28 protein-coding genes are annotated in these 23,763 nt (G+C 33.4%); all 28 read left to right on the forward strand.

Annotated elements, in window-relative coordinates; genetic code table 11:
- Positions 1-25: 25 nt before the first annotated feature.
- Entirely contained in the window at positions 26-1,270 is a 1,245-nt protein-coding gene (locus ACZ42G_RS06345; protein WP_085113642.1) for a glutamate-5-semialdehyde dehydrogenase, read from the forward strand.
- A gap of 22 nt (positions 1,271-1,292) precedes the next feature.
- Positions 1,293-1,739 carry a type II 3-dehydroquinate dehydratase gene (gene aroQ, locus ACZ42G_RS06350; protein ID WP_013787946.1) on the forward strand — a complete coding sequence of 149 codons (447 nt, stop codon included), beginning with the start codon at positions 1,293-1,295 and terminating at the stop codon, positions 1,737-1,739.
- A gap of 4 nt (positions 1,740-1,743) precedes the next feature.
- On the forward strand, positions 1,744-2,808 hold the full coding sequence (locus ACZ42G_RS06355) for a M24 family metallopeptidase (RefSeq protein ID WP_085113641.1): 1,065 nt from the start codon (positions 1,744-1,746) through the stop codon (positions 2,806-2,808).
- A 21-nt stretch (positions 2,809-2,829) separates the two neighbouring features.
- Positions 2,830-3,387: an elongation factor P gene (efp, locus tag ACZ42G_RS06360; protein ID WP_013787948.1), complete on the forward strand. Its 558-nt coding sequence runs from the start codon at positions 2,830-2,832 to the stop codon at positions 3,385-3,387.
- A 45-nt stretch (positions 3,388-3,432) separates the two neighbouring features.
- Complete coding sequence (locus tag ACZ42G_RS06365) at positions 3,433-3,831, forward strand: CD1247 N-terminal domain-containing protein (RefSeq protein WP_013787949.1); 399 nt, start codon at positions 3,433-3,435, stop codon at positions 3,829-3,831.
- Between the two features lie 111 nt (positions 3,832-3,942).
- Positions 3,943-4,947 (forward strand): stage III sporulation protein AA, encoded by a 1,005-nt coding sequence (spoIIIAA, locus tag ACZ42G_RS06370; RefSeq protein ID WP_464852011.1) that lies wholly within the window; start codon positions 3,943-3,945, stop codon positions 4,945-4,947.
- Positions 4,941-5,456: a stage III sporulation protein SpoIIIAB gene (gene spoIIIAB / locus ACZ42G_RS06375; protein WP_464852013.1), complete on the forward strand. Its 516-nt coding sequence runs from the start codon at positions 4,941-4,943 to the stop codon at positions 5,454-5,456. The genes spoIIIAA and spoIIIAB overlap by 7 nt, the downstream gene beginning before the upstream one ends.
- 15 nt (positions 5,457-5,471) lie before the next feature.
- Complete coding sequence (gene spoIIIAC / locus ACZ42G_RS06380) at positions 5,472-5,669, forward strand: stage III sporulation protein AC (RefSeq protein WP_013787952.1); 198 nt, start codon at positions 5,472-5,474, stop codon at positions 5,667-5,669.
- 29 nt (positions 5,670-5,698) lie between these two features.
- Entirely contained in the window at positions 5,699-6,085 is a 387-nt protein-coding gene (gene spoIIIAD / locus ACZ42G_RS06385; RefSeq protein ID WP_013787953.1) for a stage III sporulation protein AD, read from the forward strand.
- 10 nt (positions 6,086-6,095) lie between these two features.
- Positions 6,096-7,259: a stage III sporulation protein AE gene (gene spoIIIAE, locus ACZ42G_RS06390; RefSeq protein ID WP_085111867.1), complete on the forward strand. Its 1,164-nt coding sequence runs from the start codon at positions 6,096-6,098 to the stop codon at positions 7,257-7,259.
- Between the two features lie 12 nt (positions 7,260-7,271).
- Positions 7,272-7,856 (forward strand): stage III sporulation protein AF, encoded by a 585-nt coding sequence (spoIIIAF, locus tag ACZ42G_RS06395; protein WP_274892738.1) that lies wholly within the window; start codon positions 7,272-7,274, stop codon positions 7,854-7,856.
- A gap of 20 nt (positions 7,857-7,876) precedes the next feature.
- The gene (spoIIIAG, locus tag ACZ42G_RS06400; protein ID WP_464852015.1) at positions 7,877-8,452 is read left to right on the forward strand and encodes a stage III sporulation protein AG; all 576 of its coding nucleotides are present in this window, start codon (positions 7,877-7,879) and stop codon (positions 8,450-8,452) included.
- A gap of 18 nt (positions 8,453-8,470) precedes the next feature.
- Positions 8,471-9,028, forward strand: a complete 558-nt coding sequence (locus tag ACZ42G_RS06405) for a SpoIIIAH-like family protein (RefSeq protein WP_206198998.1) — start codon at positions 8,471-8,473, stop codon at positions 9,026-9,028.
- Positions 9,029-9,086: 58 nt separating this feature from the next.
- Positions 9,087-9,482, forward strand: coding sequence for an Asp23/Gls24 family envelope stress response protein (locus ACZ42G_RS06410; protein ID WP_013787958.1), 396 nt, complete (start codon positions 9,087-9,089; stop codon positions 9,480-9,482).
- Between the two features lie 69 nt (positions 9,483-9,551).
- Positions 9,552-9,971 (forward strand): transcription antitermination factor NusB, encoded by a 420-nt coding sequence (gene nusB / locus ACZ42G_RS06415; RefSeq protein WP_085111870.1) that lies wholly within the window; start codon positions 9,552-9,554, stop codon positions 9,969-9,971.
- Complete coding sequence (locus tag ACZ42G_RS06420) at positions 9,961-10,809, forward strand: bifunctional 5,10-methylenetetrahydrofolate dehydrogenase/5,10-methenyltetrahydrofolate cyclohydrolase (RefSeq protein WP_085112039.1); 849 nt, start codon at positions 9,961-9,963, stop codon at positions 10,807-10,809. Before nusB ends, ACZ42G_RS06420 begins: the two co-directional genes overlap by 11 nt.
- Positions 10,775-11,998: an exodeoxyribonuclease VII large subunit gene (gene xseA, locus ACZ42G_RS06425; protein WP_464852018.1), complete on the forward strand. Its 1,224-nt coding sequence runs from the start codon at positions 10,775-10,777 to the stop codon at positions 11,996-11,998. The genes ACZ42G_RS06420 and xseA overlap by 35 nt, the downstream gene beginning before the upstream one ends.
- Positions 11,976-12,206, forward strand: coding sequence for an exodeoxyribonuclease VII small subunit (xseB, locus tag ACZ42G_RS06430; RefSeq protein ID WP_085111872.1), 231 nt, complete (start codon positions 11,976-11,978; stop codon positions 12,204-12,206). The genes xseA and xseB overlap by 23 nt, the downstream gene beginning before the upstream one ends.
- Entirely contained in the window at positions 12,199-13,080 is an 882-nt protein-coding gene (locus tag ACZ42G_RS06435; protein ID WP_464852020.1) for a polyprenyl synthetase family protein, read from the forward strand. Before xseB ends, ACZ42G_RS06435 begins: the two co-directional genes overlap by 8 nt.
- 727 nt (positions 13,081-13,807) lie before the next feature.
- Positions 13,808-14,386: a hypothetical protein gene (locus ACZ42G_RS06440; protein WP_464852022.1), complete on the forward strand. Its 579-nt coding sequence runs from the start codon at positions 13,808-13,810 to the stop codon at positions 14,384-14,386.
- Positions 14,387-14,402: 16 nt separating this feature from the next.
- The gene (gene dxs / locus ACZ42G_RS06445; protein ID WP_464852024.1) at positions 14,403-16,256 is read left to right on the forward strand and encodes a 1-deoxy-D-xylulose-5-phosphate synthase; all 1,854 of its coding nucleotides are present in this window, start codon (positions 14,403-14,405) and stop codon (positions 16,254-16,256) included.
- Positions 16,253-17,077 (forward strand): TlyA family RNA methyltransferase, encoded by an 825-nt coding sequence (locus ACZ42G_RS06450; RefSeq protein WP_464852026.1) that lies wholly within the window; start codon positions 16,253-16,255, stop codon positions 17,075-17,077. The genes dxs and ACZ42G_RS06450 overlap by 4 nt, the downstream gene beginning before the upstream one ends.
- Positions 17,078-17,126: 49 nt before the next feature.
- Positions 17,127-17,990: an NAD(+)/NADH kinase gene (locus ACZ42G_RS06455; RefSeq protein ID WP_464852028.1), complete on the forward strand. Its 864-nt coding sequence runs from the start codon at positions 17,127-17,129 to the stop codon at positions 17,988-17,990.
- 15 nt (positions 17,991-18,005) lie between these two features.
- Positions 18,006-18,458: an arginine repressor gene (locus ACZ42G_RS06460; RefSeq protein WP_014758779.1), complete on the forward strand. Its 453-nt coding sequence runs from the start codon at positions 18,006-18,008 to the stop codon at positions 18,456-18,458.
- Positions 18,459-18,480: 22 nt separating this feature from the next.
- On the forward strand, positions 18,481-20,187 hold the full coding sequence (recN, locus tag ACZ42G_RS06465) for a DNA repair protein RecN (RefSeq protein WP_464852030.1): 1,707 nt from the start codon (positions 18,481-18,483) through the stop codon (positions 20,185-20,187).
- A 149-nt stretch (positions 20,188-20,336) separates the two neighbouring features.
- Complete coding sequence (spoIVB, locus tag ACZ42G_RS06470) at positions 20,337-21,647, forward strand: SpoIVB peptidase (protein WP_464852032.1); 1,311 nt, start codon at positions 20,337-20,339, stop codon at positions 21,645-21,647.
- Between the two features lie 113 nt (positions 21,648-21,760).
- On the forward strand, positions 21,761-22,543 hold the full coding sequence (gene spo0A, locus ACZ42G_RS06475; RefSeq protein ID WP_085111880.1) for a sporulation transcription factor Spo0A: 783 nt from the start codon (positions 21,761-21,763) through the stop codon (positions 22,541-22,543).
- A 92-nt stretch (positions 22,544-22,635) separates the two neighbouring features.
- Positions 22,636-23,757 carry a putative cytokinetic ring protein SteA gene (steA, locus tag ACZ42G_RS06480; protein ID WP_085111881.1) on the forward strand — a complete coding sequence of 374 codons (1,122 nt, stop codon included), beginning with the start codon at positions 22,636-22,638 and terminating at the stop codon, positions 23,755-23,757.
- Positions 23,758-23,763 lie beyond the last annotated feature (6 nt).

The following is a 23,763-nucleotide window of genomic DNA, read 5'->3' on the forward strand; positions in this document are numbered from 1 at the left end:
GTGTTGTGTAAGGAGGATTAGAAATATGGAAGTCGATTTAAAGGCAGATGCTGCCAAGAAGGCATCAAGAATACTTGCAATTCTTGATGAAAACATTAAAAATGAAGCGCTTAAAAATATGGCTTTGAAGCTTGTGGAAAATAAGCGCGAAATATTAGAAGCAAACGAAAAAGACGTTTCGATTGCAAAAACTAAGGGAGTGAAAGAATCATTAATTGATAGGCTTAAGTTAGACGAAAAGCGGATAGAAGGTATGGCAAATGGACTTAGAGAGATAGCCATGTTACCAGATCCTGTTGGAAACATAGAAGAAATGTGGAAAAGGCCTAATGGTCTTCAAATCGGGAAAATGCGCTGTCCAATTGGAGTCATAGGCATAATTTACGAATCTAGGCCAAATGTAACAGCCGATGCTGCAGGATTGTGTTTAAAATCTGGAAATGCAGTTATATTAAAAGGTGGCAGTGATGCAATAAACTCCAATATAGCCATTGTTAAGGTTATTTCAAGCGCAGCAGAAGAATGTGGCATTCCAAAAGGAGCCATTCAACTTATTGAAAATACAGATAGAGAAGAAGTAAATCGCATGATGAAATTAAATGGTAAGATAGATTTAATTATACCAAGGGGTGGTGCGAATCTAATACAAAATGTTATACAAAATTCAACGGTACCTGTTATTGAAACTGGAGTAGGAAATTGTCACGTGTTTGTTGATTCAGATGCTGATTTTGAAAAAGCCATCAATATCATTGTAAATGCTAAAACTCAAAGACCCGGTGTATGTAATGCTATTGAGACAGTTCTTGTCCATAAAGATTTGGCGGAAAACTTTTTGCCTGCTATGGTGAATAAACTTACATCTTTAGGTGTAGAAATACGAGGTTGTAGCATGACAAAATCCATCTGTCCTGATGTAAAAGAAGCGACTGAAGACGATTGGAAAACAGAGTATTTAGATCTGATACTAGCTGTTAAAGTCGTGGAAAGCATTGATGAAGCTATTGACCATATAGCTAAATATTCTTCGGGTCATTCTGAAAGCATTATTACAGAAAACTATACAAATGCAATGAAATTTTTGAAATCAGTTGATTCAGCAGCGGTATATGTAAATGCATCTACAAGATTTACTGATGGAGGAGAGTTTGGATTTGGCGCTGAAATAGGCATTAGCACACAAAAAATGCATGCGAGAGGGCCGATGGGGCTTAAAGAATTGACCACATATAAATATGTAATTTTAGGGAATGGTCAAATAAGAGAATAAATTTTAAAGTGAGGTTTTTAATATGAAGAGAGTTCTTATTATACATGGGCCGAATTTGAATCTTACGGGTAGCAGAGAGATAAGCATTTACGGAGAGGTAAGTTTTGATGAAATAAACAATATAATTAAAAGAGAAGCTTCAAAACTTGATTTGGCTGTTAAAATACAGCAGTCTAATAGCGAAGGTGAGATCATAGATTTTATTCATTCTGCAAAGAATAATTTTGATGCTATAATAATAAATCCTGGTGCTTACTCACATTATAGCTATGCAATAATGGATGCAATAGGTGCTATAGATATACCAGTAATAGAGGTGCATCTTTCCAACATACAAAAGAGAGAAGATTTTCGGCACGTTTCTGTGACTGCTACTAAATGTCTTGGGCAGATATCAGGTTTTGGACCTTTTAGCTATGTCTTAGCTTTAAATGCAGTTAAATTATTAGAAGATAATTTAAAGGAGTGATATTTTGAAAAACAGATTAAATGAAGCGAAAAATTTGTTAGTTGAAAAGGGATTAGATGGCTTTTTGATTTTTAAACCTGTAAATGTCACATATTTGACTGGATTTACAGGTGACGATAGCGTTGCTATTGTAGGTCTCAATGAGTCTTATTTTATTACAGACTCAAGGTATACTGAGCAGGCTTCATATGAAGTTAAAGGCTTTAAAATAGTTGAACACAAATCGGATATTTTTGAAGCAATAAGAGATTGCATATCAAATATGGGTATTGACAAACTTGGATTTGAGGGAAACTACATAACTTTTGAACAGTACAATAAATTGAAAGACATTTTACAAGTAGAGCTAAAACCTGAAAATGGTTTTGTGGAATCTTTAAGAGAGATAAAGGATGAGACAGAAATAGAAAATATCAAAAAGGCACAGTATATTACAGATGAAACTTTTAAATACTTTCTGAGTTTTATAAAGCCTGGGATGAGAGAAAAAGATGTGGCTTTAGAAATGGAATATTACATGAAAAAGCTTGGAGCAGAAGAAAAATCGTTTGACTTTATAGTTGCATCTGGCAAAAGGTCTTCGATGCCGCATGGAAAAGCTTCTGATAAAATCATCGAATATGGCGATTTTGTGACATTTGATTATGGGTGCAAGGTAAATGGATATTGTTCTGACATGACAAGAACTGTGGTCATCGGAAAAGCGAATGACAAGCAGCGAGAAATCTACAATGTAGTTTTAGAAGCGCAGATAAATGCGATCAATAATTTAAAAGCTGGTATGATAGAAAAAGATGGTGACTATCTTGCAAGAAAGGTAATCATAGATAAAGGCTATGGTGATTATTTTGGTCATTCATTAGGCCATGGCGTAGGATTGGAGATACATGAAAATCCTTTTATGGGCCCTAAAAAGACGAATTTATTAAAAGCTGGAATGGTTGTTACAGTTGAACCAGGGATATATATTCCTAATTTCTCTGGCGTTAGAATAGAAGATATGGTATTATTAAAAGAGGATGGCGTTATAGATTTGACAAATTCGCCAAAGGAATTAATTGAAGTTTAACTAATGATGGAGGGATTTTAATTGGTATCAGCAGGAGAATTCAGAAAAGGAATGACTATTGACATTGATGGTCAAGTTTTTACGGTTGTGGACTTTCAACACGTAAAACCGGGAAAAGGAGCTGCCTTTGTCAGAACAAGGCTGAAAAACGTCATAACAGGTGCTGTTGTAGAGAGAACTTTTAACCCCACTGAAAAAGTTGACGAGGCAGTCATAGAAAGAAAAGATATGCAGTATCTTTACAATGACGGCAATCTATACTACTTCATGGATACTGAGACATATGAACAAATTCCTTTGAATTACGAAAAAGTCGAAGATGCCATGAAATTTTTAAAAGAGAATATGATAGCAACAATAAAATTCTATAAAGGTGAGGCCTTTTCAGTAGAACCTCCTACTTTTGTAGAATTAGAAGTTGTTGAAACGGAACCTGGATTTAAAGGCGATACTGCGACAGGTGGTTCAAAACCTGCTAAAGTTGAAACAGGAGCTATTATTCAAGTTCCGCTGTTTGTAAATCAAGGTGATGTTATAAAGATTGATACGAGGACATCAGAGTATCTGGAAAGAGTATAGTTTTGCACCTTTTAAAAAATAATAGTAAAGGAGGAGGTATGTAAGATGGAGTACTTGTATGAGCGCATATCGTATTTAAGAGGCTTAGTAGATGGGTTGGAAATTGATGAAAAATCAAAGGAAGGCAAAGTGTTAATTGCCATCATTGATGCGCTGGAGGACTTTGCAGATGCTATTAATGATCTTGAGGCCTCACAATCAGAACTTGATGATTATGTAGGTGCCATTGATGAAGATTTGTCAGAAGTAGAAGATGAAATATACGATGATGAATCTGATGATGAGTACGATTATGTTGAAGTTGAATGTCCAAACTGTCACATGCTGATGAGTGTAGAAGATGAGCTTTTAGACGATGAAGACGCGGAAATTGTCTGCCCTCATTGCAATGAGACAGTTAACGTAAAAGATGTAATAATATATGAAGATGATGACAAAGAATAGCTGTTAAAATCAAATAGCGCAAAAATGCTCACTAAATTATTTAGTGGGCATTTTTTTATTCATAAATATTTGTACTCCTAAATATAATTTTTGTAGAGAGGAGGACATGTAATGATAAACAAAAGCAAAAATTACGATGATCTATTGTATTCTCTACCGTTGAATATCAGAAGCATAATTATCAAGTTAAGCGATCATTTGAAAGAAGGATTGGAGGAAATAAGGCTTAGAATTGATAGACCGTTGACGGTTTATGCGAATAATCAAGAAAGGTTTTTATCTGCGGATGGAAATGTAGTTAATTCCCCAAATTTAGCGTATATAGTTACAAATGAAGATTGTGAAAAAGCATTGCAGCTTATCTCCAAATCATCCATATATGCTTTTGAGAATGAGCTGAGAAATGGATACATTACTATAAAAGGTGGATATAGAGTAGGAATATGTGGTAAATGTGTCCTTGATGGTGAATCTGTAAAGACAATTGTAAATATATCTGGCCTCAATTACAGAATAATGCGTCAATGTATTGGTTCTTCAGATGAAATAATGAGGTACATTGTAAAATATCCAGACGTAGTGAATAATACGTTGATAATTTCGCCTCCACAATGCGGCAAAACAACACTTATAAGAGATATAGCTCGCAATATTAGCAATGGAATGCCTGAATTGAATTTTCATGGAGAGAAAGTATCAATTGTAGATGAAAGATCAGAAATAGCTGCATGTTTTAAAGGCATTCCGCAAAACGATGTAGGATACCGAACGGATGTATTGGATTTATGTCCAAAGCATATTGGCATTTTAATGATGATAAGATCTATGTCACCAAAAGTCATAATAACTGACGAAATAGGTAAAGTTGAAGATATAGCATCTATTCACGAAGCACTTAATGCAGGAGTAAGTATAATTACGACAGTCCATGGAAATGACGTAGAAGATGTAGCGAGGAAAAAGTACATTGATGAAATGTTAAATAATAGAGAATTTGATAGGTATGTGATTTTAAGCCGTAAATTAGGAGCAGGCACTATAGAAGCCATTCTTGACAGAGATTTTAATACGATTTTTAAAGGCCCTTATAGAAAGGAATGTAAGACAATATGCTGAAGATCGTTGGAATGGTTTTAGTTTTAATTTCATCTGCCATGATAGGTTATATGAAATCACTTAAATATACATTAAGACGACAAACATTAAGATCTTTTTTATCCAGCCTAAACTTACTTATAACTGAAATAACCTACAGCCAAATAACATTGTCTGAAGCATTTGCCAAGTTATCTGAGACATCAGAATCAGGCGTAGGAAGATTTTTTTTATTAGTATCTCAAATTTTAAATTCTAATGAAGGGTATACGGCTGGTGAAGCGTGGGAAATTGCCCTTAATAAAGTTGAAAACATAAATTTAAGTCAAGATGACATAAAAATACTAAAATCGTTCGGCAATGGCCTCGGGAATTCAGATATATATAATCAAGAAAAGAATTTTAAATTGGCTTCTGAGTTATTAAAAAAACAGCTTATTGACGCTGAGGAGTCAAGCAGAAAAAATGAAAGATTGTATAAGAACCTTGGCATATTGATAGGAATTGCTGTAGTTATCATATTTCTATAGAGGGAGGTAGTGATTTTGAGCATAGATATAATTTTTAAAATTGCTGCAATCGGAATCTTAGTTACCGTTCTTAATCAAATTCTTATAAGGTCTGGGAGAGAGGAACAAGCCATGATGGTTACATTAGCAGGAGTAGTAGTTGTGTTGATGATGGTAATTACAATGATCAACAATCTATTTACTGCCGTAAAAACAATATTTCAGTTGTATTGAATATATTAACAAACGAAAGGAAATCTTTTATGGAAATCATTCAGATTGTAGCAATTGGTATCATATGTGTAATAATCCTTTCACTGTTTAGAGAGAATTTTGAAGATGTGGCGATCATAATAAGTTTATCAGCCAGCATACTTATATTTTTTATCATAGTCCCAAAAATCAGCAATATAATAACGGTTTTAAATACAATTGCAGACAAAAGCGGCATAAACAGCATTTACGTAAAAACAATTCTTAAAATAATAGGAGTCGCATATATTGCAGAATTAGGAGTACAGATTTCAAATGATGCAGATGAAAAAAATATAGCTACAAAGATCGAATTAGCAGGGAAAATAATAATCATTTTTTTGTCTCTTCCAATTATTATAGCATTGGTGGACACTATTGTCTCCATACTGCCGTGAGGTGATAAACATGAGAAAAGCTTTATGTTTAATTTTCATATTAATGACAATATCAATGTTTCCAATAAAGATTTACGCTGACACAAAAGACGATTTATACAGCCAAATAAGCAATGCAGATACAAGTCAAATTGACTCATTGATCAAGGGAATAAATGAGAAGAATGGCAATGCGTTTCAAATAACAGACGTTAAAACATATTTGTACAATCTTTTAAATGGAAAGGAGACATTTAGCGTTAAAAACATTGTCAATGGTGTACTAAATATTTTTTTCAATGAAGTCAAAGCATCCGTTGAAATTTTAGTACAGCTTATCCTATTATCAATTATCGGTGCTGTACTAACTAATTTAGAAAATTCGTTTGAAAATGGAGGCATAAGCCAAGTAGCCCATATAGCTGTCTACATTGTCTTAGTTATAGTTGCGATTAAAAGCTTTATGAGCGTTTTAAATATCGGAAAAGATGCGATAGATAGTATGGTCAATTTTATGCAAGCAATATTGCCGGTTTTGATTACCATGTTGGCTTCGGTTGGTGCTTTTGTATCTGCTTCCTTTTTTCAGCCAGCATTGGTAATGGTTGTCGAATTTACAGCCAAAGAAATAAGAGATTTTATTCTTCCTGCAATTTTATTTATGACGGCAATTAGGATAATAAGCCGAATTTCTGATAAATTTACTTTAAACAAACTTGCAGATTTATTTAAAACAATTTGTACAGCGTCAATTTCAATATTACTAAGCATTTTTATAGGTGTTTTAACTATTCAAGGCATTACATCATCATTAGCGGATGGGGTAATTTCGCGAACAACTAAATACGCAGTAGGAACATTTCTGCCAGTTGTAGGTAGCATATTATCTGATAGCATAGATACAATTATGAGTGCATCGCTTCTAATAAAGGGTGCAATAAGCACTTTTGGATTGATAGCTATAATTTTAATGGCTATAGTACCAATCATAAAGATATTTTCAGTAATGATTATATACAAACTTTCTGCCGCAGTCGTAGAGCCCATTGCTGACAAAAAAATAGTTGATTTTTTGTCTGATATTTCAACATCTGTTGCATATGTGTTTGCTGCATTAGTATCTGTAACCGTAATGATGTTTTTAGCCATAACAGCCGTAATTAACGCATCAAGTATCAGCGTCATGATGAGATAGGTTACAAAGGGGATGAATTTCTTGGATGAAGTAAAAAGATGGATAATTCAAATAACGTATATTTCAATATTGGCTATAATATTTGAACTTTTAATACCATCGTCAAGCATGAAAAAATACGTAAAGGTAGTAATAGGTCTGACAATCATGATCGCAATCATAAATCCAGTATTAGGATTTATTAAAAGCGGTATCAACATAAATAGTGCTTTAGAAAAAGAGTATAACTATAACAATGTAGACATAAGTGGAATGACTAAGCAAGCGGAGGTGGAAAGAAATAAGCTTATAGTCGATGAGTATAAAAAAAGGCTAAATGATCAGATAAAAGAGAGAATATTATCTATGGTAAGTGCCTCTGATGTAGAGGTGGAATCATCAATAATTGACGATTTAAATGATAAGAGATTTGGAATAGTAAAAGAAATCAAGATAACAATTTTTAATGACAAAAATGAAACATCAAACGGCAGTGGAAATATTTCAATTGAAGTGAGTAAAGCAAATGAAAAGACGAGTAAGATTGATAACATCAAAAACGATTTAAGTAAATTCTATAATGTACCATTAAAGAATATAACTATAGAGGAAAGATAAAATGAAAGGGGGATAAAATTGTGGATTTTAATAAACTAAAGCAAAAAATTTTAAAAGCTGATAATAAGACTATACAAGATTTGACTGTAATTTTCATTATTGGTTTGATTATTTTGATTGGGGCCAGCATCTTTTTTAAGCCTAAACCAACAAATAAAAGTTCAGATAAACAAATGGTTGAAACGCAAATCACAAGTGATGATTATGCAAGTAAATTGGAATCTGAATTAAAGGAAATACTATCCAGAATTCATGGAGCTGGCAATGTAGATGTGCTTGTCACTTTGGACTCTGATGAAGAAATAGTAGCAGCTATGGATACAGTACAATCAGAAACTACCACCAACGAAAAGGACAGCAATGGAGGCACGAGGACAACCATTCAAAGTGAGACGGATAACAAAATTGTTACTTCACAAAATACCAGTGGAGAAAATCAACCTATGATATTAAAAAAAGTAATGCCTGAGGTAAGGGGTGTTGTCGTCGTCGCTGATGGCGCAAAAGATCCAAATGTTCAATATGAACTTATGACGGCTGTTGAGACAGCATTGGGCATTCCCGCATATAAAGTTAAAGTCGTATCTTCAAAATAAAATTTAGGAGGGTCTATTATGATGTATTTAAAGAAAAAATCTATAGCAATAGCATCATTGGTCTTGCTTATAGCGATAGCTTTTGTAATCAATTATAATTATCAAAACGGAATTAATAAAAATACTTCAAGCAAAAATAGCCTAAATTCACAATTGATAGACAATAGCAAGGTTTCTAGTTCTTCATCAGCTAATGAGCAATCCGAAGCGACAACAGCATTGTCCAGTGGTTTATTTGCTTCATATAGACAGGACAGGGATATTAACAGAAGCCGTAGTTTAGAAGCTTTACAAGAGATAGTAAATAACAAGAATACAAGCCAGGAAACGCGGGATGAAGCTCAAAAACAGATTATCAAGTTGACAGAGACGAATCAGAAGGAATTGATATTAGAGAATTTGATCAAAGCAAAGGGATTTCAAGACGCCATAGTTTTGATTGACAACAATACTGCAAATGTGATAGTGCAAGCTGATAAATTATCGGCACAGGAAGTTGCAAAAATACAAGATGTTGTATCTCAACAAACAGGTTTTCCTCTTGACAACATAAAAATAATGAATAGAATGAATTAGTCATAATTGTAAAATATTTGATTGTCTGATATAATATCTATTGAAAGGAAGTGTTATTATGGAGGAAAATATAAGCCAAGAACTTGAATTTGGAACGATTAAAATATCAGATGATGTTGTTGCTGTTATAGCTGGGTTAGCTGCTACAGAAGTTCCTGGTGTTGCAGGAATGAGCGGTGGAGTTGTCAATGGAATAACTGAAATGTTAGGACGGAAGAATTTGTCAAAAGGTGTGAAGGTACAAGTTGGTGAAAAAGAAGCGGCCATTGATTTGTACATTGTAGTTGACTATGGTGTTAGAATACCTGAAATAGCTTGGAATGTTCAAGAAAATGTTAAGAAGGCAATAGAAACAATGACAGGACTTAAAGTTGTAGAAGTAAACATACATATTCAAGGAGTAAACATGGAAAAAGAACAAAAATCCAAAGAGCCTCCAAAAGAAAATAAATGATATTTAAACCCTCTTAATGCAGAGGGTTAATTTTAATGGGTAAAATTACTATTAGAGGAGTTGAAAAATGTGAACAGAACGCAAGCTCGAGAATGGTTAGTAAAACTATTATATCAATACGATATATCGAAGTTGGAGCCACAAAAAATTTTCGATAAATTCCTTGAAGACAATGATCCAGAGGATGAGAAAGACTATATAGAAAATACGTTTTTTGGAGTAATTAAAAATGTTGATAATATTGATGAAAAAATTAAAAAATATCTTAAAAATTGGGATATTAATAGAATAGCAAAAATTGATTTAGCAATAATGCGGTGCAGTTTCTATGAAATACTGTATTCTACTGATATACCAAGCAGTGTTTCTATTAATGAAGCAGTGGAAATCGCTAAGAAGTACAGCACTGAGAAATCGCCGGCTTTTATAAACGGAATTTTGGGAAATTTAGTAAGGGATATTATTAGCGGTGATGCAAATGGTGATTGATGGCAGAAATATTGCGAAATCAATAAGAGAAAAAGTAAAGTCTGAGATATTTGAAAAAAATTACCATCCAAAACTTGCGATTCTCGTTGCTGGAAATGATGAAGCTTCATTGATATACGCGAATACTAAAATTAAAGCTTGTGCAAATGTAGGTATTGATGCTTATACGTATTTCTTTACCAATGATGAAGAAGATAAATTTTTAAAGAAATTAGATGAATTAAATACAGATGATAGCATTCATGGTATAATGATAGAAATGCCTCTTCCAAAATCGTATGATGCACAAAGAATTTATGATCTCATTAATCCTATAAAAGATGTAGATTGCATATCGACATACAACATGGGACGCTTATTTTCGGGTAATCCTCTTTATTTGCCATGCACACCTTATGCTATCCTGACGATTTTGAAAAGTTTGGATATTGAGTACACCGGAAAACATGCTGTTGTCGTTGGAAGAAGCAATATATTGGGAAAACCGGTTGCTAAATTGATGCTGGATCTTGACATGACGGTTACTCAATGCCATTCAAAAACATTGAATTTAGAGGAGTATACTAAAACAGCAGATGTGTTAGTATTAGCAGTAGGGAAGAGAAATCTTGTAAATGGGGATATGATAAAAAATGGCGTTGTATTAATTGATGCTGGGATAAATGAATACAATGGGAAAATTTATGGCGACTGTGATTTTCAAAGTGTAGAGGGTTCATGCAGCTATATAACACCGGTTCCTGGTGGAGTTGGCCCTGTAACGACATCTATAGTTTTGTCAAATACATTGGAGGCATACAAAAATGTTATTAAAAACTCTAACGGTAAAACAAGTTAATGATTATTTAAAAAACATAGTTACAGGTGACATAATATTAAAACATGTAATGGTAAAAGGCGAAATATCAAATTTGTATTTTAGAGGACAAGCACTGTATTTTACATTAGTTGATGAATATTCCTCTTTAAAATGCGTTGTTTTTGAAGATTATATTGATGACATAAATGTAGAAATAAAAAATGGAATGTCTGTAATTGTAACAGGTAAAGTCTACGTTTATGAGAAAAGCAGTTCGTTTCAATTGCATGTTTTTAATATTGAAGTTGAGGGATTAGGTTCTCTTTTTTTATCTTTTGAGAGATTAAAGCAAAAGCTTAAAAGTGAAGGTTTATTTGATTTAGATAGGAAAAAGAATCTTCCCCAAAATCCTAAAAAAATTGCAGTGATTACATCCCCTTCAGGTGCGGCTGTTCACGATATTATAAATATTTTAAGAAGAAGGAAACCGTCGATAGATATTATGGTTGTTCCGATATTAGTTCAGGGGAATAAAGCTTCGTCAGAAATCGTAGATGCCATTATAAAAGTCAATAAAAGAAGTGATGTCGATTTGATTATTTTAGGTAGAGGCGGCGGGTCATTTGAAGATCTCTACCCATTTAATGAGGAAATAGTAGCAAGAGCCATTTATAACTCCAAGATACCCATAATATCTGCTGTAGGACATGAGACTGACTTTACGATAGCTGACTTTGTTGCAGATTTAAGAGCGCCAACGCCATCTGCAGCAGCAGAATTGGCGGTGACTGATGTTAATTTTTACAACGAAAAAATTAAAAACTATAGGAAAAGTTTATATCGCTATATGTTGTCAATAATTGATAAAAAGAGGCATCGTCTTGATAATCTGAAAAAGCTTTTAATAGGAAAAAACCCGATTATCAAAAATAGGCAGATGAAAGAACGTTTAAATACTCTAAATATAATTATGGAGGATAGTATCTACAAAATACTGAAAGACAAAAAGCATAAGTATATAAATCTTGTAGAGAAATTAAATGCTTTAAGCCCACTAAATGTTTTAAAGCGCGGATATACGATGACGATGGATAAAGACAAAATCAATTTAGTTACAAAGGCTAATGATATTTCATCAGATGATAAAATACACCTTTTGTTTGAAGATGGCGAAGCACTTTGTACTGTTAATGAGGTGATGAGATATGAGCGAAAATATGGACTTTGAAGAAAGTATGGACAAGTTAGATGATATTGTAAAAAAATTAGAGGATGGCAATCTGCCTTTAGAAGAATCTTTTAAACTATTCAAAGAAGGCCTTGAATTATCCCAAAAATTGAATAAAGCGCTAAACGATATTGAAGGTAAAATAACAATGCTCATTAACGAAAATGAAGAAATACCATTTAATTTTGAGGAGGACAAAGATGTTTGATGACATTCTTAGAGAAAAGATAGAATATATTAATAAAGGGTTAAATGAATTTTTATCATTAACTGATAGGCCAGAAGTCTTGTTTGAAGCTATGAGGTACAGTGTCTTTGCTGGTGGCAAAAGGCTTCGACCTGTACTTTGCATATCTGCTTGTGAATTAGTTGGCGGGAATAAAGAAGATGCACTGGCAGTTGCGTGTGCAATAGAATTTATACATACATATTCGCTAATTCACGATGATTTGCCTGCAATGGACAATGATGATTTAAGGCGTGGAAAACCTACAAATCACAAAGTTTATGGTGAAGCGGTTGCGATTCTTGCCGGTGATGCTTTACTAAATTATGGATTTGAAGTGCTGATTCAACAAGCACTGAATTCAAGTAAAAGTCAAAACATTTTGAAGGCTGCCGACGAAATCGCTCGTGCGGCAGGATGCCGTGGAATGATAGCAGGGCAAGTTGTAGATTTATTGTCAGAAAATAAAGAAATAGGCGTAGATGAGTTGAAATTCATGCATGACCATAAAACAGGTGCTTTAATAAAAGCCTCGATTTTGGCGGGAGCGATAATGGGTGGTGCAGATGATGATACTTTAAAAAAATTAAGCAGTTACGCAGAATATTTAGGATTTGCATTTCAGGTAAAAGATGATATTTTAGATGTTCAAGGAGATGAAGCTAAACTCGGGAAAGATATTGGCAGTGATATGGTGAATGGAAAATCCACGTTTGTAAGCGTACTGGGATTACAACGTTCTGTAGATCTTGTAAATGAGTTGACTGAAAAAGCAATTAATATATTAGACGGCTTTGGAGAAAAAGGCGAATTTCTAAAAAGTCTTACCAAATACATGGCAGAGAGAGATAGTTAGAGCATAAGACAGCATAGATTAAATTAACATGTGCAGCATGTTATTATGCAATACATTTAGCCCTTAGCAACAAAACTTGAACAATTATTATATTTGATACAAATACATAAAAATGCTATAATCAATATCGACATGAAGTGGTGCAGTATCCTAGTCGGTATTGTTAATTCCGAAGACGGGCCTAAAAATCCGTTAAAGGCATATCGATGAAGTTCCTGGTGCTGGCTTTTGATGCCCAATCGAGGGCTTGTGCTGGGAGTTAAGAAAAGAGGGGCAACCTGCAATGGCATGTGGGCATTGACCCCCTTTTCGTGGAGACCTATTCCCGTGGCATAATGTGCTACGGCATAGGGTGAACCTACCATGCGGTAATAAAGCTGTGGGTAGTGTAGCCTGCCTTGAGTGATTAAGGTGGCTATCAGACTGAACTTTAACTTAATGAGCTCTTAAGTTAAAGCTATTGCTGATGAAACCTTAGTTGCAAAAGAGGATAGGAATTAACAAACCGTCGAGGAAAGCTCCTAGGCTGCTCGAAGGAGGCATATTGAGGATTACAGTGTGGACTAAGTGGTAATCCAGTCATACTTTTGGCGACAAAGTAGATTCAGGCTTAAAGGGAAACCGCCAAATGGCGACAGTTGGTGCCTGAAGGGGAAACCCTGCTGGACCTAAGCCACAAAATTTACTCAATATGCTACCACTTCAAGTACATAGGAGGATTTTATTAATGAAATCTAAGAAGTTTAACATAAATTACAAGTGGACTATAAACGCCTTCATTTTTAGCTTTATTTTTGCTGTGATATTGAATTTTTCATCGGATGTTTTGTTAAAGAAAAGCAATATAATAATTGCTTTTTTTGTATTGTTGGTTATAGTATTGATAGGAGTTCTATCTGACATAATTGGCATAGCTGTTGCAACAGGAACCGAAGAACCTTTTCACTCCATGGCATCAAATAAGGTTTTTGGAGCTAAGCAATCGATTAAATTGATACGAAATGCGAATATCGTTACGAATATTTGCAACGATATAATTGGTGATATAAGTGGAATAGTATCTGGTGCTGCATTAAGCAGTATAATTGCTAAGTTGTCAATTTCCAGCACTAAAAGCACTATTTATGCGACAGTTTTTGGAGGGATACTATCAGCAGTTACAATTGGTGGTAAATCTTTAGGGAAAAATTTAGGAATGTATAAAAGTCAATCGATCATTTTTGCCGTTGGCATACTTTTGGCTTGGCTTGAAAAAAACACAGGTATAGAATTTTTCCCATCCAATTCTAAGAAAACTAGAAAATAGAAAGTGAGTGAGCACTGTGCTCGAAAAAATTTCTACGCCTAATGATATAAAAAAATGCAGTTTAATTGAGTTAGAAGAGCTTTCAAGTGAGATACGTAGTTTTTTAATAAACCATATTTCTAAGACAGGTGGGCATTTAGCGTCAAATCTTGGAGTAGTTGAATTGACTATTGCACTTCACTATGTTTTTGAATCACCTAAGGACAAGATTATTTGGGACGTAGGACATCAAAGCTATGTGCACAAGATATTAACAGGAAGACGAGATCTCTTTGATACATTGAGAAAATTTGGTGGATTGTCGGGATTTCCCAAGAGAAATGAAAGCGTGCACGACATCTTCGAAACGGGGCATAGCAGTACATCCATATCTGCTGCCTTAGGGATTGCAAAAGCGAGAGATCTAAATAATGAGAAATATTCAGTAATTTCTGTGATAGGTGATGGGGCGCTTACTGGAGGAATGGCTTTTGAAGCTTTAAATGATGCAGGCAGATCTAAGACAAATCTCATAGTAATATTAAATCACAACGAGATGTCTATATCAAAAAACGTGGGGAGCCTTTCACTTTATTTAAGTAGGTTAAGAACAGATCCAAGTTATTTTAGGTTAAAAAAAGATTTAGAGAATATCTTAAACATAATACCACCTATTGGGAAAAGCATCCATAAGTCAATCGAAAAAATAAAGGATTCCATCAAACAACTGGTTGTGCCTGGGATGTTTTTTGAGGAAATGGGCTTTACATATTTAGGACCAATTGACGGCCATGATCTGGATTCCTTAATTGATGTATTAAAAAGAGCAAAAAAAATGAATGGACCTATTTTAATTCATGTGATAACGAAAAAGGGAAAGGGATATGTATTTGCAGAAGATAGTCCTGATAAATTTCATTCCGCTGGAATTTTTGATATAGGAACAGGAGAGTTTAAGAAAAACGCCGACACGTATTCGGATGTGTTTGGTAAAACATTGACTCATTTGGCTGAAAATAATAAAAAGATAGTTGCAATAACTGCTGCAATGCCGGATGGGACAGGATTAAATTACTTTGCTGAAAAGTTCCCAAATAGATTTTATGATGTAGGCATTGCAGAGCAACATGCTGCGACTTTTGCTGCTGGTATGGCAGTAAATGGATATAAGCCTTATTTTGCGGTGTATTCGACTTTTTTGCAAAGAGCATTTGACCAAGTAATACACGATATATGTATTCAAAATCTTCCAGTTGTTTTAGCGGTAGATAGAGCTGGCCTTGTGGGAGAAGATGGTGAAACACACCAAGGTGTTTTTGATATTTCGTACTTGAGAATGATACCAAACATGACAGTTATGGCTCCTAAAGATGCAGATGAATTGGTTGAGATGACGAAATTATCCAGCTTGATAAAAGGACCTTGCGCAATAAGATACCCAAAGGGAAGAGTTGAAAATTATGATATCAATAAAGAACCTAATTTTACATTGGGAGAAGCTGAAGTCGTTAATGTTGGCTCTAACGTAGCGATTTTTGCTCTCGGCAGGATGGTTAAAATTGCATTAAGTGCGTCTTTAAGGCTTAAAAATAATTCCATAAACCCTTATATAGTGAATTTAAGATTTGCTAAGCCTTTAGATATAAACACGATTATAACAATTTCGAAAAAAGTTGATTACATATTTACATTGGAAGACAATGTGCTTATAGGTGGTGTTGGAAGCGCAATATTGGAGTTATTAAATGAAAATAATATACGCAAGAATTTCTACAGATTTGGATTTCCTGACAAATTCATAGAACATGGCGATGTAGAAAGTTTATTTAAAAAATATGGATTAGACAGCGATTCTGTGGCAGAAAAAATAATAGAATTGGTGATGTCATGAAAGATAAAGAAAGAGCAGATTTATTATTGGTACAAAAAGGCTTTTTCACATCAAGAGAAAAAGCTAAAGCTTCTATAATGGCAGGAGAGGTTTTTGCAGATGGGAAAAAGATAAATAAAGCTGGGGATATTATAAGCATTTATTCGAGTTTAGAAATAAAAGGGAAAAGCAACCCTTACGTAAGTCGAGGCGGTTTGAAACTGGAAAAGGCAATCAAATACTTTAATATTGATGTGAAAGACAAAATAGCAATGGATGTGGGCGCATCGACTGGCGGATTTACAGATTGCCTTCTAAAAAATGGGGCAAAAAAAGTTTATGCTATAGATGTAGGGTATGGTCAGCTTGATTGGAGCTTAAGAAACGATGAAAGAGTCATAAATATGGAAAGAACAAATATTCGTTATCTTGATAATTTACCGGATATTATCGATATAATTACAATAGATGTGTCATTTATATCGCTTGGGATAGTTATACCATCTGTAAAAAAATTTCTAAAAAATGGTGGAGAATTAGTATCGCTTATAAAACCACAATTTGAGGCTGGAAGAGAGAAAGTTGGGAAAAATGGGGTTGTAAGAGATAAAAGTGTCCATGTAGAAGTCATAAATAAAATAATAGATGTTTTAAAAGATCTATCATTTAGCGTAAAAGGTATTACTTTTTCGCCTATAAAAGGACCAGAAGGTAATATAGAGTATCTGATTTATGCAAAAAATGAAAAAGATGTGGACTCTGATCTTGATGTAGAAGGATTAGTAGAACTGTCTCACAATACTCTTAATGAAAATAAAAAGCAGAATAAAGAAGGAAAATAAAAAGTTTTGTAGAATTATGAATTTATGATACTGATTATGTGGTGATTAAATGAAAAACATTTGTGTTATGCCGAATATTCATAAGGACAAAAATTTAAGGACTACGAGAAGTTTAGTGGAGTGGATTATCCAACATGGATATAAACCAATATTAAACGAGATTGTCGCACAGAAAATCGGCTTTTCCGAATATGGCAAAAGTGGAACAGAGATTTTTGAAAAAAGTGATTTTATTGTGGCATTAGGGGGAGATGGGACAATTTTAAACGTTGCCAGACAATGTGCATCTTTTTCTACACCTATCCTTGGCGTAAATTTGGGACACTTAGGTTTTTTAGCGGAAGTTGATGCTGAAAATGTAGTTGAAGCAGTAGAAAAAATTGTCAACAATGAATTTTTCATAGACAAAAGGATGATGTTGGAAGCAAGTATAATCAAAGAGAATATGGAGGCAGTTAATCTTATAGCTTTAAATGACATTGTGGTAACAAGGGGCTCTTTTTCCAGAATGGTTAAATTAAAAGTATTTGTGAATGAACAGTACGTTAATACATACCTTGCTGATGGGATAATTATATCTAGCCCTACAGGTTCAACAGCATATTCTTTGTCAGCAGGTGGACCGATAGTGTATCCCAATCTGGAATTGTTTGTAATAACGCCTATATGTCCTCATACACTACATTCAAGGTCTATTATAGTATCGGAAAAAGATAAAGTGAAGCTTGTTATAGTAGGTGAAAATCAAGATGTAATGGTAACAACAGATGGACAACAAGGCTACAAACTAAACAGTGGTGATACAATTTATGTAAAAAAAAGCAATAGATACACTAATTTGATACGCTTAAAAAGCATGAACTTTTTCGAACTTCTGCGCAGTAAATTATCAGAGAGGAATTTCAACATTTAATGAGGAGTGTTGTTGATGATGAAGTTAGCAAGACATGCAAAGATTCTTGAAATAATAAGTAAAAATGAAATTGAAACACAAGAAGAATTGGCAGACGCCCTTCAAAAAGAAGGCATAAAAGTCACACAAGCTACAGTATCCAGGGATATAAAAGAGTTAAGGCTCATAAAAGTATTGAGTGCAGACGGCAAAAAGTACAAATATGCGCCAATGAAAAATCAAGATACCAAAGTAACTGATAAATTGGTTGCACTTCTGTCTGGAATAGTAGGAATAGATTATGCTGGAAATACTATAGTAATTAAAACACTTTCTGGAACTGCACCTGCTGCTGCAGAAGCTTTGGATACATTAAATTGGAATGAGGTAGTAGGAACTCTTGCAGGAGATAATACTATATTTATGCTTGTGAGATCAGAAGATGCCGTCAAAGAAATTATAGACAGAATTAATGAATTGATTAAATGAATGTTTTTTAAGGGGGATTACGATGATCCTTGCATTGAACATAAAAAATATAGCTTTAATCGATGAAGCTGAAATTGATTTTGACGATGGCTTAAATATTCTTACTGGTGAAACAGGTGCCGGTAAATCTATAGTTATAGATTCAATGATGCTTTTGCTGGGTGGGAGAGCAAACAAAGATATTATCCGGAATGGTGCTCAAAAGGCTACAGTTGAAGGTGTTTTTTTGGTAGATTCAAACACTGATGTTATAAATAAGATTTTAGATGAAGCAGGCATTGAATACGAGGATGATGACACACTGGTTATTAGCAGAGATATAACAGAAAACGGAAGAAACTACTGCAGGGTTAATGGTAGAATAGTTCCTTTATCTTTTTTAAGCAAATTGGGAACGTATTTGGTTGACATATTAGGCCAACACGAGCATCAATTTCTGTTAGATAGCAGTAAGCATCTGTCAATTTTAGATAATTTTCAAGATAAGAATTTTTTTGATTTAAAAGGCACGTTAAGGGATTTATTAACTGAATACAACATTCTCAATAAAAGGCTAAAGGAATTTTATTCAGATGACAAAGAAAAGATGTCAAAAATAGATCTTCTTAAGTATCAGATAAATGAAATAGAATCTGCAAAGATAAAAAAGGGAGAAGAAGAAAATTTACTTGAAAGGCGAAACATATTAATCAATTCAGAGAAATTATTTAATTCTATGAATGAATGCTACAATTTGCTTTATAAAGGTGTTAATGATAATACATCGATTTTAGATAACCTCAGCACTGTATTAAAAAATCTGGATGCATCGTATAAAATAGACAAAAGGCTTGAAAAATTGAAAGAGATGATTCAAACTGCTTTATATACATTAGATGATTGTTCTATTCAAATCAGAGATTATGTTGAGAATATTAATTTTGATGCAGACGAATTAAATGAAATTGAAAAAAGGTTGGACATACTGGGGAATTTAAAGAGAAAATACGGAAGGACGATTGAAGAAATAATTAGATATAAAGAAGAAAAAAATAATGAACTTACAAAGCTATTAAATGCGGAAGAAGAAATATATAAGATAAACAAAGAAAAAGAAGAAATTATGCAGAAAATTAAAGCGATTTCTGATGAAATACATAAAAGGAGAAAAAATGTAGCAGATTTTCTTGAAAAGAAAATAAGTGATGTCTTAAGCGAATTAAATATGCCAAATACAATTTTCAAAGTCGATATTAGAAAAAGAGATGTACCAAATGAGAATGGTATGGATGAAGTGGAGTTTTTGATATCAACTAATATCGGTGAACCTTTAAAGCCGCTTGATAAAATAGCGTCTGGCGGTGAGCTATCGAGAATTATGTTGGCTTTAAAGACAATTTTGGCCGACTTTGATGGCATATCTACATTGATATTTGATGAAGTAGATACAGGAATAAGCGGCAAAGCAGCCCAATCTGTGGCACAGAAAATAGCTTTGATTTCAAGAAATCGCCAGGTTATATGTGTGACACATCTCCCTCAAATAACATCTATGGCTGATTCACATTTTAAAATTTCAAAGGAATTTGACAAAGACAAAACTTACATAAAAATTGAAAAATTAGATTATGAAGGAAAAATAAAAGAATTATCGAGAATAATCAGTGGTTCTGTTGTTACAAACACTACTTACAGTCATTCAAAGGAGCTAATTGATTTGGCAGAAAACTACAAAAAAAGTTTAATTTAAAGATGCGGTTTAAAGCCGTATTTTTTTTATTTTGCCATTAGAAAAAAAGTCATTAATTGACTTAGAAATCTAACTTTTTATTGACAGTATATAAATCATTCTAAAAGGTTAATTTAATCATAGCAAATTTATTTGAGGGAGTGATTAAATTGAATCGCAATAAAATTAAATATTTAATTTTTGCTTTTTTATCCGCTTTAATAATATATATAAATTATACACCTGCAATTAAGAGTGTTTACCAGACTCCCAACTATTATAAATTTTTTGAAGGAGAAAAAGTAAAATTTAATTTTAATTTACCACTTAAAGTAGGCTTTTATACAGATAGACAAGGCATTGTTAAAATAGATAATGATGAAGGCGGCAATAATATTTTAAATCTTGATAAACCATTTTCTGTTGAAACGCTAAACCGTGGTAAAGTGAATATAAATTTCAGGTTATTTGGGATATTTCCAATAAAAAGTATTTATGTTGATGTGATACCAACAATAAAGGTAATTCCTGGTGGCGATTCAATTGGAGTTAAGCTTAACACAAAAGGAGCCCTTGTAGTTGGATATTCTGATATAATAGGAACAGATGATAAAATTTACAGTCCATACAGAGAGGGGAAAATACAAATAGGTGATATAATTCTTGAAGTTAATAATATAAAGATTAACTCTGCTGATGATATAACAGACATTATAAATAAGCAAAAAGATACAATGGTAACACTTAAAATAAGTAGAAAAGGCAATATTGTTTATTCAAAATTACATCCGGTTTTGGCTAAAGATGATCAAAAGTATAAGCTGGGATTGTGGGTAAGAGATCATACGGCGGGTATTGGAACGTTGACGTTTTACACTGAAGATAAAAAATATTATGCTGCTTTAGGACATGCTATTACCGATATAGACACAGGAGATATTCTGTCGGTTAACAACGGACAAATAATGAAGTCCAAAATAACATCTGTAAGTAAAGGGAAAAGAAGCAGTCCAGGAGAGCTGAGAGGTATTTTTTTAGAGGAAATTGACACAATAGGTGATATTGAAAAAAATACAGAGTATGGCATATATGGGAATATAATCAATCCAAGTGGTATAAGTTTAAAACCAATACCGATAGGTTATCAATCACAAGTTGTTGAAGGACCAGCAAAAATCCTTACGACAATAGATAATACGGGAGTAAAGGAATTTGACATTCAGATACTAAAAAAAGTAGAACAAAAGAATCCAAATCAAAAAGGGATGATAATAAAAATTGTTGATAAAGAATTGCTAGATAAAACAGGTGGTATTGTCCAAGGAATGAGTGGAAGTCCAATTATACAAAATGGAAAGCTTATAGGCGCTGTGACACATGTTTTTGTTAATGACCCAACTAAAGGATATGCAGTATATGCTGAATGGATGATAAATGAAATGGAAAATTTACACCATGACGAAAATGTGTTTAAGAATTAGGGATTACATTTTTCCCTAATTTTTTTATTGTTAAAAGAAGGAAATTCTAATTTTATGTAGAATATTATAAAGTAGATTTGTTTTTTATAAAATGGCATAAGGAGGGGCGTTTGTTGTTAAAGAAAATTAAATTAGGAATTTGTGATGATAATAAGGAATTTGTCGGTATAATGGTTGACTACCTGTCATCAAAAGAAAATATCGAAATTGTAGGTGTTGCAAATGATGGCAATCAAGCAGTAAAACTTATTCAAGATAATGATTTAGATCTTTTAATCTTGGATATCATAATGCCGTATTTGGATGGCATTGGAGTCTTAGAAAAAGTCAATGAACTAAAGAAAAAGAGACCTAAAATAATCATTTTATCGGCAGTAGGTCAGGAAAAAATTACACAAAGAGCAATAAACCTTGGTGCAGATTATTACATTCTAAAACCATTTGATTTGGAGTTGCTTTCTAAGAGAATAACAGAGATAATGGAGTATCAGCCTGATGTGGTGTCAAAGGCTGTCATGCCTATAATCGGAGACAAAAAATCTGTCGACTTAGAAACTCTTATAACACAGGTTATTCATGATGTAGGAATACCTGCGCATATAAAAGGATATTTGTATTTAAGAGATGCTATAACATTAGTAATAAGCAATATTGAATACTTGAATTCTGTAACGAAGCTTTTGTATCCAAAGATAGCTGAGAAATATGAGACTACTCCCAGTAGAGTGGAAAGGGCTATAAGACATGCGATTGAAGTTGCGTGGAGCAGAGGTAAAGTCGATGTTTTAAACGATCTATTTGGCTATACAATTAACGATGAAAAGGGGAAACCTACCAATTCTGAATTTATCGCGCTTATTGCTGACAAGTTAAGATTGAGTTTAAAGGCGAATTAAAAAATGCGGTGAATAGCTCACCGTATTTTTTGTTTTACCTTGTAGAAAATTGTGCTATAATAAACAAAGAAAAGATGTATGGAGGTTTTACCATGCAAATTACTGGTACAGTTAAAATGGACAAAAGGACGAAAAATCTTGCAAAGCGCATAGGCCCCGGAGAAATCGCTGTGATAGATCATGTTGATATCGATGAGATTGGTGCCGAATCTTTGATTGAAAAGAAGATTTTGGCTGTGATAAATGCTAATAAATCGATAAGCGGTAGGTATCCTAACTTAGGCCCATCTATTATTGATAAAGCTGGTATCCCTATTATAGATGAAGTTGGCGAAGATATATTTGATTTGCTTAAAGAGAATGATAAGATTACTATAATCGATAATGAAATATATAAAGATGGCAAATTGATAAAAAGAGGAAAATTGCTTACACACGATGTCATTAATTACAAAATGGAAGAATGTAAGGAAAATTTGGAAGTAGAGTTGGATAAATTCATTGAGAATACACTTGAATATGCTAAAAAAGAAAAGTCATTTATTTTGGGTGATATTGAAATACCTGATGTGAAGACAAAGTTTAAAGATAGACAAGCATTGGTTGTTGTAAGAGGAAAAGACTATAAGGAAGATTTATATACTATTAGGCAGTATATAACAGATGTAAAGCCTATATTGATAGGAGTAGATGGTGGTGCAGATGCAATACTTGAATTTGGCTTAACACCTGATATTATAATTGGAGACATGGATAGCGTAAGCGATAAGGCTTTGAAAAAAGCAAAGGAGATAGTAGTTCATGCCTATCCAAATGGCAAGTCGCCTGGGTTAGATAGAGTTAAATCATTAGGACTTGATGCACATATATTTAAAGCGCCAGGAACAAGTGAAGACATTGCTATGCTTTTAGCATATGAAAAGGGTGCAGATTTAATAGTGGCTGTTGGCACTCATTCTAGTATGATCGATTTTTTGGAAAAAGGAAGGAAGGGAATGTCTAGCACATTTCTAGTAAGATTAAAGATTGGATCTAAGCTTATTGATGCTAAAGGGGTTAACAAACTATACAGAGAAAATTTTAGGCTTTCATATGTTTTTAGTATTATATTTGCTGCAATGGTTCCACTTAGTGTAATAGCTTATTTTTCACCACCTATGCAACAGCTTTTAAAACTTTTGCAGCTAAGGATAAGGCTTTTAATAGGATTTTAGGAGGAG

Source organism: Thermoanaerobacterium calidifontis, assembly GCF_055381745.1.